This window comes from Pseudomonas sp. EA_65y_Pfl2_P74 (genome assembly GCF_963970575.1).
GTDB lineage: Bacteria > Pseudomonadota > Gammaproteobacteria > Pseudomonadales > Pseudomonadaceae > Aquipseudomonas > Aquipseudomonas baetica_A.
This window is the reverse complement of sequence record NZ_CAXAOQ010000012.1, coordinates 40,814-54,970: the sequence shown is the minus strand read 5'-3', so window position 1 is coordinate 54,970 and position 14,157 is coordinate 40,814. Positions and strand designations below refer to the sequence as shown.

16 protein-coding genes are annotated in these 14,157 nt (G+C 60.5%); 10 read left to right on the top strand and 6 right to left on the bottom strand.

What is annotated here, in order from left to right; translation table 11 throughout:
* Positions 1-68 precede the first annotated feature (68 nt).
* Positions 69-1,028 carry an alpha/beta hydrolase gene (locus AACY18_RS11930; RefSeq protein WP_339431908.1) on the top strand — a complete coding sequence of 320 codons (960 nt, stop codon included), beginning with the start codon at positions 69-71 and terminating at the stop codon, positions 1,026-1,028.
* Between the two features lie 194 nt (positions 1,029-1,222).
* Positions 1,223-1,390 carry a metallothionein gene (locus tag AACY18_RS11925; protein WP_339431909.1) on the top strand — a complete coding sequence of 56 codons (168 nt, stop codon included), beginning with the start codon at positions 1,223-1,225 and terminating at the stop codon, positions 1,388-1,390.
* Between the two features lie 23 nt (positions 1,391-1,413).
* Here AACY18_RS11925 and AACY18_RS11920 read toward each other — a convergent pair whose 3' ends face one another.
* Entirely contained in the window at positions 1,414-1,686 is a 273-nt protein-coding gene (locus tag AACY18_RS11920; RefSeq protein ID WP_339431910.1) for a hypothetical protein, read from the bottom strand.
* 41 nt (positions 1,687-1,727) lie between these two features.
* Positions 1,728-1,955, bottom strand: coding sequence for a DUF6555 family protein (locus AACY18_RS11915; protein WP_221734424.1), 228 nt, complete (start codon positions 1,953-1,955; stop codon positions 1,728-1,730).
* Positions 1,956-2,091: 136 nt separating this feature from the next.
* Here AACY18_RS11915 and AACY18_RS11910 point away from each other — a divergent pair, with 136 nt between their 5' ends.
* The 3 genes from AACY18_RS11910 to AACY18_RS11900 all read left to right on the top strand — a co-directional run bounded on the left by AACY18_RS11910 (position 2,092) and on the right by AACY18_RS11900 (position 4,244).
* Positions 2,092-2,868, top strand: a complete 777-nt coding sequence (locus AACY18_RS11910) for an AraC family transcriptional regulator (protein ID WP_339464946.1) — start codon at positions 2,092-2,094, stop codon at positions 2,866-2,868.
* 214 nt (positions 2,869-3,082) lie between these two features.
* Positions 3,083-3,256, top strand: coding sequence for a DUF1427 family protein (locus AACY18_RS11905; protein ID WP_095138741.1), 174 nt, complete (start codon positions 3,083-3,085; stop codon positions 3,254-3,256).
* Positions 3,257-3,287: 31 nt separating this feature from the next.
* Positions 3,288-4,244: a quinone oxidoreductase family protein gene (locus AACY18_RS11900; RefSeq protein WP_339464945.1), complete on the top strand. Its 957-nt coding sequence runs from the start codon at positions 3,288-3,290 to the stop codon at positions 4,242-4,244.
* Between the two features lie 124 nt (positions 4,245-4,368).
* Here the strand turns inward: AACY18_RS11900 and AACY18_RS11895 are convergent, their stop codons facing one another.
* Positions 4,369-5,391 (bottom strand): purine-nucleoside phosphorylase, encoded by a 1,023-nt coding sequence (locus AACY18_RS11895; RefSeq protein WP_339464943.1) that lies wholly within the window; start codon positions 5,389-5,391, stop codon positions 4,369-4,371.
* A 15-nt stretch (positions 5,392-5,406) separates the two neighbouring features.
* Positions 5,407-6,366 carry a nucleoside-specific channel-forming protein Tsx gene (locus tag AACY18_RS11890; RefSeq protein WP_339431914.1) on the bottom strand — a complete coding sequence of 320 codons (960 nt, stop codon included), beginning with the start codon at positions 6,364-6,366 and terminating at the stop codon, positions 5,407-5,409.
* Between the two features lie 295 nt (positions 6,367-6,661).
* Between AACY18_RS11890 and selD the strand changes: the two genes are divergently transcribed.
* On the top strand, positions 6,662-7,696 hold the full coding sequence (gene selD / locus AACY18_RS11885; protein ID WP_339431915.1) for a selenide, water dikinase SelD: 1,035 nt from the start codon (positions 6,662-6,664) through the stop codon (positions 7,694-7,696).
* Positions 7,696-8,799, top strand: a complete 1,104-nt coding sequence (mnmH, locus tag AACY18_RS11880) for a tRNA 2-selenouridine(34) synthase MnmH (RefSeq protein WP_339431916.1) — start codon at positions 7,696-7,698, stop codon at positions 8,797-8,799. The genes selD and mnmH overlap by 1 nt, the downstream gene beginning before the upstream one ends.
* 54 nt (positions 8,800-8,853) lie before the next feature.
* On the opposite strand, the gene AACY18_RS11875 is transcribed toward mnmH, so the two are convergent.
* Complete coding sequence (locus AACY18_RS11875) at positions 8,854-9,528, bottom strand: histidine phosphatase family protein (RefSeq protein WP_339431917.1); 675 nt, start codon at positions 9,526-9,528, stop codon at positions 8,854-8,856.
* 226 nt (positions 9,529-9,754) lie between these two features.
* Here AACY18_RS11875 and AACY18_RS11870 point away from each other — a divergent pair, with 226 nt between their 5' ends.
* The 3 genes from AACY18_RS11870 (at position 9,755) to hemB (ending at position 12,428) form a co-directional block, all read left to right on the top strand.
* Positions 9,755-10,453 carry a glutathione binding-like protein gene (locus AACY18_RS11870; RefSeq protein ID WP_339464941.1) on the top strand — a complete coding sequence of 233 codons (699 nt, stop codon included), beginning with the start codon at positions 9,755-9,757 and terminating at the stop codon, positions 10,451-10,453.
* Between the two features lie 9 nt (positions 10,454-10,462).
* Positions 10,463-11,305, top strand: a complete 843-nt coding sequence (locus AACY18_RS11865) for a PhzF family phenazine biosynthesis protein (RefSeq protein WP_339464940.1) — start codon at positions 10,463-10,465, stop codon at positions 11,303-11,305.
* A gap of 148 nt (positions 11,306-11,453) precedes the next feature.
* On the top strand, positions 11,454-12,428 hold the full coding sequence (gene hemB, locus AACY18_RS11860) for a porphobilinogen synthase (RefSeq protein WP_221734359.1): 975 nt from the start codon (positions 11,454-11,456) through the stop codon (positions 12,426-12,428).
* Between the two features lie 114 nt (positions 12,429-12,542).
* Here the strand turns inward: hemB and AACY18_RS11855 are convergent, their stop codons facing one another.
* On the bottom strand, positions 12,543-14,078 hold the full coding sequence (locus AACY18_RS11855; protein WP_339464938.1) for an FAD-dependent oxidoreductase: 1,536 nt from the start codon (positions 14,076-14,078) through the stop codon (positions 12,543-12,545).
* Positions 14,079-14,157 lie beyond the last annotated feature (79 nt).

The following is a 14,157-nucleotide window of genomic DNA, read 5'->3' as shown; positions in this document are numbered from 1 at the left end:
AATTTGCTCTGAAACCGGAAAGAAAGCATTCGGGCGCTCATCGCGTGCGAATGCTTTTGGAGAATTAAATGCCTTTGAACCCTGATATCGCCGCATTCCTGCAACTGGTCGGTAACGGCCGTGCCAGTGGCAAACGTGTTGGCATGCATGAGCTGAGCCCGGCAGAAGCCCGCGAGCAATTTGATCGGTCGTCACTGTTGATGGATGCCGGCGGCGAAGACTTGCAAGTGGTGGATGAACTGCAGTTACCCGTGCGCGATGGTACGCGCCTGAACGCACGGATCTACAGCAATCAGCCCTTGTATGCAGGTGCCGGACGTCCGGCGCTGTTGTATTTCCACGGCGGGGGTTATGTGGTCGGCAGCCTCGATTCCCATGATTCGCTTTGCCGGGCATTGGCGTCGATGGCCGATTGTGTGGTGCTGTCGGTGGCTTATCGGTTGGCGCCGCAGTTTCGCTTTCCAACGGCGGCCGATGATGCCCGGGATGCCTGGGATTGGCTGGTGGTCAGTGCCGAGGATATGGGCATCGACGCCTCGCGCCTGGCGATAGCCGGTGACAGTGTCGGCGGCAGCCTGGCCACGGTACTCGCCGCGCAACTGGCGGGCGCCGCCGTGCAGCCGCGCTTGCAGGTGCTGATTTATCCGGTCACGGATGCCAGTCGCAGCACGCCGTCGATCGAGCGTTTTGGCGAAGGGCATTTGCTGGAGAAAGATTCGCTGCATTGGTTCTACGAGCACTATCAGCGTGATGTCAGCGATCGTCTCGATCCTCGGTTTTCGCCGTTGCTGGCGCAGGTCAACGCCAATGTCGCGCCGGTGCTGTTGGTGCTGGCCGAGTGTGATCCGTTGCACGACGAGGGCGTGGCGTATGCGCGTCATTTGCAGGCGGCGGGGGTTGAGGTGCAATTGAAGGTTTATGAGGGCATGACCCACGACTTCATGCGCATGGGCGCGATTATCGATGAGGCTCAAGAGGCGCAGCAGCATATTGCTGAGCGTTTGGTCGAGGTGTTTGCTGTGGCATGACGGGATGGGTGAATATCCGTTGCTTTGGGCAACCCTGAGCAGGCGTTGCCGCGGCAACGGATATGCTCACAAACCTCAAGCTCAAATCCGCGGAAAAACCAAATCAAAAGATCGCAGCCCTCGACAGCTCCTACACTGATTGCTATGGCTTGCCCTTCAAGCCTCAGACAACCACCACTGAAGGAGTCTGTCCCATGCCTGTTACTTCTGAAAGCACCTGTGACTGTCCTAAATGCAACTGCAAGCTCGGTGAACATCCGATTGCTTGCCACGGCAAGCACTACTGCTGCGAAGGCTGTGCCAAGCACCACGAACATGGTGAGGCGTGTTCAAGCAAGGGCTGTAAATGCGCACACGGCTAACGACCGCTCACAAAAAGTGGAGCCTAATCAGGCTCCACTTGCAGTTTCAGGCTGTCGTCATCCTGCCGTTCGGTATGCCGCACTGTGCCTTGCAATCGTCGGCCTTCAACCCTGACCACCACGGTTTTCGCTTGGTCAAGGCTGTCGGGGAGCGGCGCTGACACGCGCAGGGCGAAGCTGAACGGGTCGTCTTCGACAGCTTCCAGCCCCACCTGACAATCGACACTTTTGGTGATACGACCGAACAGTGTGTCCAGGCCGTAATCCAGATGCGCCGGACTGCTGATGGTGCTCATGGTGCATTCCCCCCCGATTTTTTCCAATCGCCAGGCAAAGCCTAGCTCGCCGGTCGCCACATGACGTTTTCCACGCCGAATTTTTCCGCCATAGGTTTGCTGGTCTTCTGCACCTTTTCGCGACCGAAGCGCGGAATTCGACCCACTCCCGCGTCGCAGCTCGCCCAGTGCCACGCCTCGGCGTTGTCCATTTTGTCCGAGCGGATAATGAACGACTTGGGCGTGCCGTGAAGGGTGTAATCGATGACAAACAGTTTTGCGTTGTTCATAAAGCCCGTAATCCTCCCTGTGGTAATAGAAGGATCGCGGCGCGAGCGGAAAATTCACTCGGATTGTCGGACGGTATCTATCCATGGCGACGCGGTGGCGCACTGGTTACCATGACGGCTTCACCAACCCCAATGAATGCTCGCCATGGCCCTCGCCGCGCCCCCCGATCTCAGTGACACCGATGTCCCCGTGCAGCCGCTGGCGCGTACATATCCGCGTGGTTTGTATATCGAGCCGCATGAGCATGTCTGGGGGCAGTTGTTGTATGCGATGAGCGGGGTGATGTGGGTTGAAACCCCGCACGAGGCGCTGGTGGTGCCGCCGCAGCGGGCGGTGTGGTTGCCGCCCGGGGTACCGCACGGGATTCGCGTGGTGTCGGATTTGCAGATGCGCAATATCTACTTGCGTCCGGCGCTCGCGGCGACACTGGATGAGACGGTGCAGGTGATCGAGGTCGGCGGGTTGCTGCGTGAGTTGATCGTCGGGCTGGTGGAGCAAGGCGACAGTGGTGAGCCGGCCTACTACGAGGCGATGGTCGGTCTGGCCTTGCTGGAGCTCAAACGCGCCAGGCGTTCGCCGTTGAAGATCCCCTTGCCGGACGATTCCGACCGGCGCTTGATGAATGTGTGTCAGGCGGTGATGGCCGCACCGTCGCTGGAGATTTCTTTCGAACAGCACGCGGAACACGCCGGGGCCAGCGTGCGGACATTGGCGCGGTTGTTCAAGGACAGCCTGGGCATGGGCTTCGCCGAATGGCGGCGGCAAGTGCAACTGGCGACGGCGGTGGCGCAGTTGATCCAAGGCGTTGCCGTGAGCGCCATCGCCCGTGAGCTGGGCTATTCGCCGAGCAGTTTCAGCGACATGTTCCGCCGGGAGCTGGGTGTTCCCCCTTCACAATTCACGGCAGACTGAACGCAGATCCTGTGGGAGCGGGCTTGCTCGCGAAGGCGGTGTGTCAGGCAATAGAAATATCGACTGGTACGACGCTTTCGCGAGCAAGCCCGCTCACACCGGGACTGTCGGCGTACTTCAGGCATTTGGCCGATAATCAGAAGTCCTTGGCCGGTAGCGATCAAGTCCTTTCCCTAGACTCTGCCCATTCCCTTTACGCGGCGGAGTTTTCTCCATGAACTACCTCATTTCGCTGGGCATCGGCCTTGGTGTCGGCCTGCTCTACGGTGCGCTGGATTTCCGTTCTCCAGCCCCACCGGCCATTGCGCTGGTTGGCTTGCTGGGCATGCTCGCGGGTGAGCAGTTGTGGCCGATGGGCCGGCAACTGGTGGCCGGTTGGTTGTCCTGAAATCCCTCTTTCTTATTCGGTGGATGTGTCCATGAAAGCACTGCAATTCGATCAAACCGGCGACTTGTCTTCCCTGCGCTACGTTGAAGTGCCGACCCCGGTGCCCGGCGATGATGAAGTATTGGTCGAGATCAAGGCCGCCGGCCTGAACCCCAGCGACGTGAAAAACGTCCTCGGGCGTTTTCCCTACACCACGCTGCCACGCATTCCCGGGCGGGATTTTGCCGGGGTTGTGGTCCAAGGCCCGCAGGCGTTGATCGGTCAGGAAGTCTGGGGCACCGGGCGTGAGCTGGGGTTTTTCGCCGATGGCTCCCATGCGCAATTCGTCAAACTCCCGATCAAGGGCGTTGCGCATAAACCGTCGCACCTGAGTTTCGCCCAGGCTGCCAGCCTCGGCGTGCCGTACACCACGGCGTGGGATGCGCTGGAGCGCAGTCTGGTTACCGCCGAAACCCGTTTGCTGGTGATCGGCGGCGGTGCGGTGGCCACGGCAGCGTTGGCGTTGGCCAACGTTCGCGGCGCGCAGTTGTTGGCAGCGGCGCGGCGGCCGGAGCAGGTCAAGGACTTGCAAGCGCAGGGCTACCAGACGCTGCAATTGGATAAACCTGAAGACCTCGGTGCGCAGGTCAACGCGGTGTATACCGGCGGTGCCGATGTGATCTTTGACACCACGGGTTTCTGGTTGCCGGCCTCCGTTGCGGCACTCGCGCCGTTCGGCCGCATCGCCATCATCGCCGCGCCGACCGACGGCCATGTGCAGTTGCCAGCATTGGCGCTGTATCGCAAGGGCGGTTCGGTGGTCGGCATCAACTCGCTGCTGTACGGCGTTGAAGCGTGCGCGGCCATGTTGGAACAATTCGGGCGCCTCTTCGATGAAGACTTGCTGCCGTTGCCCCAAGGGCTGGTGGAAGCGCCGCTGGCCGAAGGCCTGGCGCGGTATACCGAGGTCAATCAGGGCCGTGGTGACAAGGTCATCCTGATTCCCTGATACACCACAACGCAAAACGGTGGGCGGGCTTGCTCGCGAATACGGTGTGTCAGGCAATAGAAATATCGACTGATACGACGCTTTCGCGAGCAAGCCCGCTCCCACCGTTTGTATTGCGTGGGGTTCAGGATTGCGGGACGCCGTTTTCCCAGGCAGACCAGTGCTTGAGGATGTCTTGCACCAGCGGATTGCCGGCGCGGTAGAGGTTTTCGAGTGCCGGGACAAAACCGCCCTGATCGGCGTATTTGAGCAAATTGTCCACTTCACTGACGCCCGGGGCCGGGCGGTCGAAGTCGGAGCCGGCGCGCACCACGGCCAGGCGCTGCACGTCGACCAGACCTTCGCGGCTGGCACGCAGCAGCGCTTCATAGGTCGAGTTGTCTTCCTGTTGCGTCGTGCAGTATTCGCCTTTGTTGTCGGTCAACAGTTTGGTCCAGACCTCGGCCCGTTCGCTCAGGCGCGTGCCGGAGAACCAGGTGTTGCCTGCCAGTGTGTCGCAGCGAGTGACGACTGGCGGCTGATTGGCCGGGGCGGTGGGGTATTTCAGGCGCCACGCGGCGGATTCCTTGCTCTCGCTCAGTGCCACGTCGTGGCTCAGCGCGAAGGCTTTGGCCTGCAATGTCGGGTTGAGTTCGAAGACTTCGGTCTTGTAGTCCAGCGGCGGTTTTTCGTTCGGGCCCCGGGTGTTGATGCCCAGATAACCGGTCGGCCAGCTCGACGGTGCGTCGCGTGAATCCAGCTCCCACTGCGTGCCGAACTCCACCAGGTAATGCGCCCACGCGGCGGTGCCGAGGGTGCCGTGTTTGGGGCTGATCCCGGCAATGCCGGCGATCAGGAAATAGCTTTTGCGCAGGTCGAATTTCGGCGACAAGGCCAGTGCCAGGGTCGACGCGGCAGCGTTGGTCTGGCCCATGCCGGTGGTCAACAGGCACACCTGCTGCGTGTTGCAGCGGATGGTCGGGTATTCGGCGGACAGGCCCGGCACGCGGATTTGCTGCTTGAGCTCCAAGCGATCAATCCAGTGCTGTGCCTCGGGGGCGAACATGGTGATCAGGACAACCTTGGGCTGGATCGGCGCTTCGACAGCCCACGCCGTGGAAGAGAGCAGGGTGGCTGCGGCCAGTGAAACTCGCATCATTGCTTGCATGAACATCTCCTGGATTCAGAACTGATAACCGATGCCGGCGTAGTAACCCCAGCCGTTGGAACGGGCGCGGAAATTACCGTCGCCGAAGTTCAACTCACTGCCGTCCTCCCAGTTGCCGCCGTTGTGGAAATAACGCCCCACCAGCGTGAAGCGCAAATGCGTGAACGAGTACAACAAGACATTGGTCGCCACCGTGGCGTTGGCGGTGCGTGCCGGATTGTCCTTGTGCATGTCGGAGCCGAAGTCGAAGTTGGTAAAGCCGATATAGGTCAGCGAGGCGCCGTTGCTGTAACTGTCGATGGGGATGATGTACTTGAGTTGGGCGCGGTAGCCGTCCCAGGAATACTCATTGCTCGCACCGTAGTTTTCCCACTGGTAACGCCCATACAGGTTGGCCGACAGATTGACCCGCGAATGGGTGTCGATGTCGGTGCCGAAGCCGCTGTAGAGGGTGTTGGCGCGGTTCTCTTTGCGGCTGCCGTGGTCGTATATCCAGTCGAACGCTACGTACCATTCCTTGAACGGGCCGATGGCCAGGCTGCGGCCGGCGAGGTAGTCGATGGAGATGCGCGGTTCGTGCTCCATGAACACCGGCGAACCGTGGTCCCACACGCCTTTGTCATGGCTGTTGCCGATGTTGAAAATCTTTGGCACATCAATGTAGCCGTACAGCTCGAACGGGCCTTTGCGTCCGAAATACTCGTATTCCAGGTAGATATCGTCGGCCGGTTGAGGGCCGAAGCTGATGTCCTTGCTGCCGATCAGGGTCAGGTCCTGGTTATACCAATCCGACAGGTACGCCCCTTTTTTCGGCGGGCTGGCTTCGGGGCTGAGGGTTTCGCCTTGGGCGGACTCTTCGGCTGGCGTCGATTGTGCCAGAGCACTTTGGCTGAGAAGTCCGGTAACGCCGGCCAGTAGCAAGGAAACAGCAAACGTGCGCGAAAATGGGGCGCGAAGAAGGGATGCGCTGTGCATTCAAAGTCCTTTTTTACGGATCAAGGCCCGGGTCTGCGGGCCTGTAAGGTTTTGTGACGAAAATGCCGGGATTGACGGATCGCAAACGTTTGCATAAGCCGTACCAATTCTTTCTTGAACGTTGAAAATCCCCAGTGGGAGCGCGCTCGCTCTGCCTGCAGACTGGCTTGCGCAGGCGCACGCATTCCAAATATAGGGGCGGGCTCGCTCGCGATGGGCTCCTGCGATTCACCGCACAAATCCGTCATCCCACGCTCTGCTAGAATCCGCCCCATTCCCTGCCAGAGACTTCCCCATGAGCGAGCCGATTCGTTTGACCCAATACAGCCATGGCGCCGGTTGCGGCTGCAAGATTTCCCCGCAGGTGCTGGAGGTGATCCTGGCCGGCAGCGGCGCGCAGAACCTCGACCCGAAACTGTGGGTCGGCAACGCCTCGCGTGATGACGCGGCGGTGTATGAGATCGATGCCGAGCGCGGTGTGGTGTCGACCACTGACTTTTTCATGCCGATTGTCGATGACCCGTTCGACTTCGGCCGCATTGCCGCCACCAACGCGATCAGCGACATCTATGCGATGGGCGGTGATCCGCTGATGGCGATTGCGATCCTCGGCTGGCCGGTCAATGTGCTGGCGCCGGAAGTGGCGCGGGAAGTGATTCGTGGCGGCCGTGCAGTGTGCGACGAGGCGGGGATTACGCTGGCGGGCGGGCATTCGATCGATGCGCCGGAGCCGATCTTCGGTCTGGCGGTCACCGGTCTTGTCGAAAAGCGCCACATGAAACGCAATGACACCGCCACGGCCGGCTGCCTGCTGTACCTGACCAAACCGCTGGGCATCGGCATCCTCACCACCGCTGAAAAGAAGGGCAAGTTGCGCGCCGCCGATGTCGGTGTGGCCCGCGACTGGATGTGCACTTTGAACAAACCCGGCAGCCGTTTCGGCAAACTCGCCGGTGTCACCGCGATGACCGACGTCACGGGGTTCGGCCTGCTCGGGCATCTGGTGGAAATGGCCGATGGCAGCCAGCTCACGGCGCGCATCGCCTATGACCGTGTGCCACGCCTGGACAGCGTCGAGTATTACCTTGATCAGGGTTGTGTGCCCGGCGGCACGTTGCGCAACTTCGACAGCTATTCGAGCAAGGTCGGCCGCGTGCAGGAACTGCACAAGCGTGTGCTGTGCGACCCGCAAACCAGCGGGGGCCTGCTGATTGCCGTAACGCCTGAAGGCAATGACGAGTTCCTCGCCGTCGCCGCCGAACTGGGCCTGAACCTTGCGCCAATCGGCGAACTGGTTGAGCGACAGACCACCGCAGTCGAGGTGATTTGATGCTCCGCGACTGCACCGATTACCGCGACATTTTCCTCAACGACCGACCGCTGATGGACGCCCGCGCGCCGATTGAATTTGCCCACGGCGCGTTCCCCGGTGTGGTCAATCTGCCGCTGATGAACGACATCGAGCGGCAGAGAATCGGCACTTGCTACAAACAGCAGGGTCAGCAAGCGGCCATCGAACTGGGCCATCAACTGGTGTCCGGTGCGGTGAAGGCCGAGCGCATTCAGGCCTGGGCCGACTTCGCCCGGGCCCATTCTGATGGTTATCTCTATTGTTTTCGAGGAGGCTTGCGTTCGCAGATTACCCAGCAGTGGTTGCGTGACGAGGCCGGCATCGACTATCCACGCGTCGGTGGTGGCTACAAGGCGATGCGCGGTTTTCTGATCAACACCCTTGAGCAAGCCATCGCGCAATGTGATTTCGTCTTGCTGGGCGGCATGACCGGCACGGGTAAAACCGAAGTGCTGGTGCAGTTGCGCAATGGGCTGGACCTGGAAGGATACGCCAACCATCGCGGCTCCAGTTTTGGTAAACGTGCCACCGGGCAGCCGTCGAATATCGATTTTGAAAACCGTCTGTCAATCGACATCCTCAAGAAGCGCGAGACTGGCATCGAGCAGTTTGTGCTGGAGGACGAAAGCCGGGTGGTCGGCAGTTGTGCGTTGCCGCTGCCGCTGTATCAAGGCATGCAGCAGTACCCGATGGTCTGGCTGGAAGACAGTTTTGAGGATCGTGTCGAGCGGATTCTGCGTGACTATGTGGTGGACCTGTCGGCTGAATTTTCGGCGGTGCATGGCGAAGATGGATTCGTGCTGTTTTCGCAGCGGCTGCTGGAAAGCCTGAACAACGTGCAGAAGCGTTTGGGGGGCGAACGTCATCAACGCATGTTGACGCTGATGGAAGAGGCGCTGGCCGAGCAGGCCCGCAGTGGCGCGGTGGATCTGCATCGCGGCTGGATCGAGGGGCTGCTGCGTGAGTATTACGACCCGATGTATGTGTTTCAGCGGGAGAAGAAGGGCGGGCGGATCGAGTTTGCCGGGGAGCGGGCGGCGGTTCTTGAGTATCTGCGTGAGCGGGTGAGTCAGAAAAATTGATGTTGGTTTGAATGGCCTCTTCGCGAGCAAGCGCCGGATCAGACGACATCGCCATCAGGTGGGACAGGTTTGCTTGCCATGATCCAGCCCCTGCTTGTAGCTGTGGCTCTGCAAACTGGCCTTGCCGTTGTGCCAGGTCAGTGTCAGCACGTACAGCGAATCGAAATCACTGGAGGCCCAATCATCGGTGATGGTCTGTTTCTCGCCCAGCGCTTTGCCGGCCACCTTGTTGATCAGCTCCGGCAGATAGCCATGGGACCAGGCGGTGTAGATCGTCGAGTTGTGATACTTGTCTTCGAGCAGTTCGCGGGCCAGGTCGCTGGTGTCATTGGCCGAAAACTCGATGTTCACGGGCAGGCCGAGTTTGATCGCAGCGGGGCTGATGGTCATCAGCGGACGAATGTAGCTGTAGGCGTTGTCCAGCTCACCCTCCTCGACATTGCGCGTCGGATTGGCGGCGAACACATAATTGGCCTTGCCGAACTTTTCCGGCAGCAGCGTCGATAGATCGATGGCGCGATTGAGGCCCTGGCAGTTGAGCTGACCGAGACCGCCCTCGGGTTTTTCCGCGTGGCGCAAAAACACCAGCGTCTGGGTACCGTCGACCGGTTGTGCGCGGCTCTCACTGGACTCAAGTGACAGAATCAATGCACTGACTGCCAGCAGCGAGGGCAGGGCCACATAAGCGCGTTGTTTGAAGCGCTTGGCGAAACTCAGCAGGTTCGTCATGAAATAAAAGGTTCTTCAGCATATTCGGTTAAGGCTGACAAACCTCTGCACCTCGGGCTCCCAGCACCGGGTGTTTTCCATGTCGTGAACGGCGTCCCTTTCAATAAAGGCATAGCTCAGAGTCCCCTGAGGCCGGTTTGGTTCGATCCTGGCTTTTGCACGCTAGCCGCAGGATGTGACGATTGATGCATTATGATCGGGTCTCTTTTGTGACTGGATGCTTCCCATGACCGATCTGTCCGCGTTCCCGATCACCCAGAAATGGCCGGCGCAGTACCCCGACTGGATTCAGCTCTATTCCTTGCCTACCCCCAACGGCGTCAAAGTCTCGATCATGCTTGAAGAGATCGGCCTGCCGTATGAGCCGCACCGCGTCGGTTTCGACAGCAACGATCAGTTGTCCGCCGAGTTCCTGTCGCTGAACCCGAACAACAAGATCCCGGCGATTCTCGATCCCCACGGCCCGCAGGACCAACCGCTGCCGCTGTTCGAGTCCGGCGCGATCCTGATTTATCTGGCTGACAAGAGCGGTCAGCTCCTGGCCCAGGAAGGCGCCCTGCGCTACGAAACCATCCAGTGGCTGATGTTCCAGATGGGCGGCATTGGCCCGATGTTTGGCCAGCTCGGTTTCTTCAATAAATTCGCCGGCAGGGATTACGAGGACAAACGTCCGCGTGATCGCTACGTGGATGAAAGCAAACGCCTGCTCAACGTGCTCGACAAGCGCCTGGAAGGCCGCGACTGGATCATGGGCGAGCGCTACACCATCGCTGATATCGCCACGTTCCCGTGGGTGCGTAATTTGATTGGTTTCTACGAGGCGGGTGATTTGGTTGGTATTCAGAATTTCCCGAATGTCACCCGTGTGCTGGAGCGATTTGTGGCGCGGCCGGCGGTGGTGCGTGGCTTGAGCATTCCTCAATAAGGACGGTGTATGCGTTCATTCGATTTCAAGCAAGTCGATGTTTTCAGCCAGAGAGCGCTTAAAGGCAATCCGCTGGCGGTGGTTTTTGGCGCCGACGCTCTGAGCGATCAGTGCATGGCCGCATTTGCCTCCTGGACCAATTTGAGTGAAACCACCTTCATTCTTGAACCGCAAGATCCGCGCGCCGATTATCGGGTGCGGATCTTCACGACCCTGAGCGAATTGCCGTTTGCCGGTCATCCGACACTCGGCACCTGCCATGCCTGGCTGGAAGCAGGTGGGGTGCCCAAAGGCAATGACATCATTCAGGAGTGCGGCGTCGGGCTGGTACGGATACGCCGCGAGGGCGCAGAACTCGCGTTTCTCGCCCCGCCATTGCTAAGGTCGGGCCCCGTCGAGGCCGAAGTCATGGCGCGGGTGCAGCGGGGGCTGGGGCTTAGCGGCGACGCCATTGTCCACGCGCAATGGGTGGACAACGGCGCTGGGTGGTTGGCGGTGATGCTCAAGGACCGGCAGCAGGTGCTGACTCTGCAACCGGACCATTCACAGATGCAAGGGTTGGCGGTAGGCGTCATAGCGCCGTGGAATCCTGAGCGTGACGGCGATGAGGCCCAGTTCGAGGTCCGTGCGTTTATTTCCGGTGATGGGATGCCGGAGGACCCGGCCACCGGCAGCTTGAATGCCGGGATTGCCCAATGGTTACTGGGCGAGGGCATGGCGCCAGACGCTTATACGGTCAGTCAGGGCTTGAGCATGGGCCGGGCAGGGCGGATTCGGATCAGCCGACTTGGCGATGAAATCTGGGTTGGCGGGTCTGTGGTGACGTGCATTGCAGGACAGCTGACGCTCTGACCGCAAAATGCATCGGGGGGGAAGCCAGCGATTATTGCGTACGCGGTAATGCACTCTTGATTGATCCAGGTTTGTACCGCGCCCCCCGCAAGGCATAAGCTTCGCCCCCTACGACTTTCGTCTCATCTGCAGGTTTCAGGAAAGCCCCATGTCCAGTCAGTTCCCCGAAGCACGTCCCCGCCGTCTGCGCCGCAATGCGAGCCTGCGCAGTCTGTTCCAGGAAACCGAGTTCAGCCTGAACGATCTGGTGCTGCCGATTTTCGTCGAGGAAGAAATCGACGACTTCGTGCCGATCAAGAGCATGCCGGGGGTGATGCGTATCCCCGAACGCAAACTGGCCGGCGAGATCGAGCGTTATGCCCGCGCCGGCATCAAGTCGGTGATGACCTTCGGTGTGTCCCATCATCTGGATGGCAACGGCAGCGACACCTGGCGCGAAAACGGTCTGGTCTCGCGCATGTCGCGGATCGCCAAGGACGCGGTGCCGGAAATGATCGTGATGTCCGACACCTGCTTCTGCGAATACACCGATCACGGCCACTGCGGCGTGATGCACAACCATGAAGTGGATAACGACCAGACCTTGGTCAACCTCGGCAAACAGGCCGTGGCGGCGGCCCGTGCCGGCGCTGATGTGATTGCGCCGTCGGCGGCAATGGACGGCCAGGTGCGGGCGATTCGTCAGGCGCTCGACGCGGCCGGTTTCACGCAGATTCCGATCATGGCCTATTCGACCAAGTTCGCTTCGGCGCTTTACGGCCCGTTTCGCGAGGCCGGCGGCAGCGCGCTCAAGGGCGACCGCAAAAGTTACCAGATGAACCCGATGAACCGCCGCGAAGCCCTGCGCGAGTCGCTGCTGGACGAACAGGAAGGCGCCGATGCGCTGATGGTCAAACCGGCGGGTGCGTATCTGGACATCATCCGCGACATCCGTGAAGCCTCGAACCTGCCGCTGTCGGCGTATCAGGTCAGCGGCGAGTACGCGATGATCAAGTTCGGCGCTCAGGCGGGTGCGATTGATGAAGATCGCGTGGTGCGCGAAAGCCTCGGCGCGATCAAACGTGCCGGTGCGGATCTGATCTTCACTTACTTTGCGATGGACCTGGCCCTGGCCGGCATCTGACAAACACCATCAATCCAGACGGTGGGAGCGGGCTTGCTCGCGAAGGCGTCGTACCAGGCAACTATTGGTTGCTGATACACCGCTTTCGCGAGCAAGCCCGCTCCCACATTGATGTCAGGTGCAGGCGAAAAATGGTCTGATCCCGTGATCGTGGAAATAGCGTTCGATCACTTTCGGATCAGCGCTGTTATCGGCAATCGCCACGTAGGTGTCCGGGCGCAGCAGATAGAAGCCGTTACGCGCCAACCCCGCCGTTTCAAACGCCGGGCGCCAGTCGAGCACATGCAGCGGCAGATGATGTTCGTGGCACCAGGCAATCATTTCGTCGCTGGTGTCGCCGTACACATGCACCTGCCAGCACGGCTGCCTCAGCGGCTCGTAATTATCCCCCTCACCGTCATGGGCCCACGGCAAGCGATCACCGCCGTGAACGTGGCCGGCCACGCCTTGGCTGAGCGGCATGCCACGGTAGTTGAGGGTGACTTGCGACACAGTGCGAAAGAGGAACTCGCGGCTCGTTTCGAATGAGGCCAGTTTCGGGATCAGAAACGGTGCCAGCCGCGTGCGCAGCAGGTCGGCCATGCGCCCTTCGGCGGTGACGAAACTGAAGACTTTGTCGGTGGTCGATACTAACCGCCGGGCGAAGGCGATGCGTTCCGTTTCGTAAGTATCGAGCAGTCTGGCCTCGGCAGCGCCGCTGAGCACGGCGGCGAGTTTCCACGCCAGATTGATCGCATCGCCAATACCGGTGTTCATGCCCTGACCGCCCGCCGGGCTGTGGACGTGCGCGGCATCGCCGAGCAGAAAGGCGCGGCCGCTGCGAAAGTGCTCCGCCACGCGGTGATGCACGCGGTAGGTGGAGAACCAGTGGACATCTTCGATTTGGACTTTCAAATGTTCGATGGCGCGGCGGCTGACGTCGGAAAACGCCAGGGTGTCGGCGCGCTGCGCACGTTCGTCGCGCACCGTCCCGATCAACCGCGCCCGCCCTTCGCCCGCCAACGGGAAGACCGCGAGAAAATCTGCTTCATCCAGATCCAGGTGCAGCTCGCCATTCATCGCCGGGCCGCTGGCCTTGACGTCCGCGACGTAGAAAATCTGCTGATAGGTGCCACCGGGAAAGCCCGTGTCGAGGGTGTTGCGCACCACGGAACGGGCGCCATCACATCCCGCCAGATAACAGGCCTGGCAGATTTCCTGCTCGCCATCGGGCAGGCGTAAATGCGCGGTGAGGCCGTCACCGGTTTCCTTGAAGCGCTCAAGTTCGGTATGACGCTCGACCACGACGCCGTAGTCTTCGAGACGCTCGATCAACAGCCGTTCGTGCTCGTCCTGCGGGAAGATTTCGACGAAGGCGTAGGGCGTCAGACCTTCGCCGATGCGGTTGAGCGGTAGCTGCGCAACGGGTTTGCCATTGACCCAGAAATTTGCCGCCGCCACTCGGTGGCCGTTGCGTACGAGGGTGTCGGCCAGGTCCAGTTGCCGGTACAGCTCCAGGGTTCGCGCCTGTACCGCCAGTGCGCGGGAGGTGGTGCCCGGGGCTGAAGTCTTGTCGATGATGCGCACGCGCACGCCCAGTTTGCTCAGCCACAGGGCCAGCACCAGGCCGGTGGGGCCGGCGCCGATGATCAGGATGTCGCTGCGGTTCATGGGCCTGTCCTCCGTTTGCTGTGGAGCAAGTATGGATCAGAAGGAGAGGGTGGCCAGTTGATCAGCCAGACGGAAAAAA

Coding starts and splice junctions, on each gene's coding strand:
- AACY18_RS11930 (WP_339431908.1), top strand. CDS start 69: ATGCCTTTGAACCCTGATATCGCCGCATTCCTGCAACTGGTCGGTAAC.
- AACY18_RS11925 (WP_339431909.1), top strand. CDS start 1,223: ATGCCTGTTACTTCTGAAAGCACCTGTGACTGTCCTAAATGCAACTGC.
- AACY18_RS11920 (WP_339431910.1), bottom strand. CDS start 1,686: ATGAGCACCATCAGCAGTCCGGCGCATCTGGATTACGGCCTGGACACA.
- AACY18_RS11915 (WP_221734424.1), bottom strand. CDS start 1,955: ATGAACAACGCAAAACTGTTTGTCATCGATTACACCCTTCACGGCACG.
- AACY18_RS11910 (WP_339464946.1), top strand. CDS start 2,092: ATGCTCGCCATGGCCCTCGCCGCGCCCCCCGATCTCAGTGACACCGAT.
- AACY18_RS11905 (WP_095138741.1), top strand. CDS start 3,083: ATGAACTACCTCATTTCGCTGGGCATCGGCCTTGGTGTCGGCCTGCTC.
- AACY18_RS11900 (WP_339464945.1), top strand. CDS start 3,288: ATGAAAGCACTGCAATTCGATCAAACCGGCGACTTGTCTTCCCTGCGC.
- AACY18_RS11895 (WP_339464943.1), bottom strand. CDS start 5,391: ATGCAAGCAATGATGCGAGTTTCACTGGCCGCAGCCACCCTGCTCTCT.
- AACY18_RS11890 (WP_339431914.1), bottom strand. CDS start 6,366: ATGCACAGCGCATCCCTTCTTCGCGCCCCATTTTCGCGCACGTTTGCT.
- selD (WP_339431915.1), top strand. CDS start 6,662: ATGAGCGAGCCGATTCGTTTGACCCAATACAGCCATGGCGCCGGTTGC.
- mnmH (WP_339431916.1), top strand. CDS start 7,696: ATGCTCCGCGACTGCACCGATTACCGCGACATTTTCCTCAACGACCGA.
- AACY18_RS11875 (WP_339431917.1), bottom strand. CDS start 9,528: ATGACGAACCTGCTGAGTTTCGCCAAGCGCTTCAAACAACGCGCTTAT.
- AACY18_RS11870 (WP_339464941.1), top strand. CDS start 9,755: ATGACCGATCTGTCCGCGTTCCCGATCACCCAGAAATGGCCGGCGCAG.
- AACY18_RS11865 (WP_339464940.1), top strand. CDS start 10,463: ATGCGTTCATTCGATTTCAAGCAAGTCGATGTTTTCAGCCAGAGAGCG.
- hemB (WP_221734359.1), top strand. CDS start 11,454: ATGTCCAGTCAGTTCCCCGAAGCACGTCCCCGCCGTCTGCGCCGCAAT.
- AACY18_RS11855 (WP_339464938.1), bottom strand. CDS start 14,078: ATGAACCGCAGCGACATCCTGATCATCGGCGCCGGCCCCACCGGCCTG.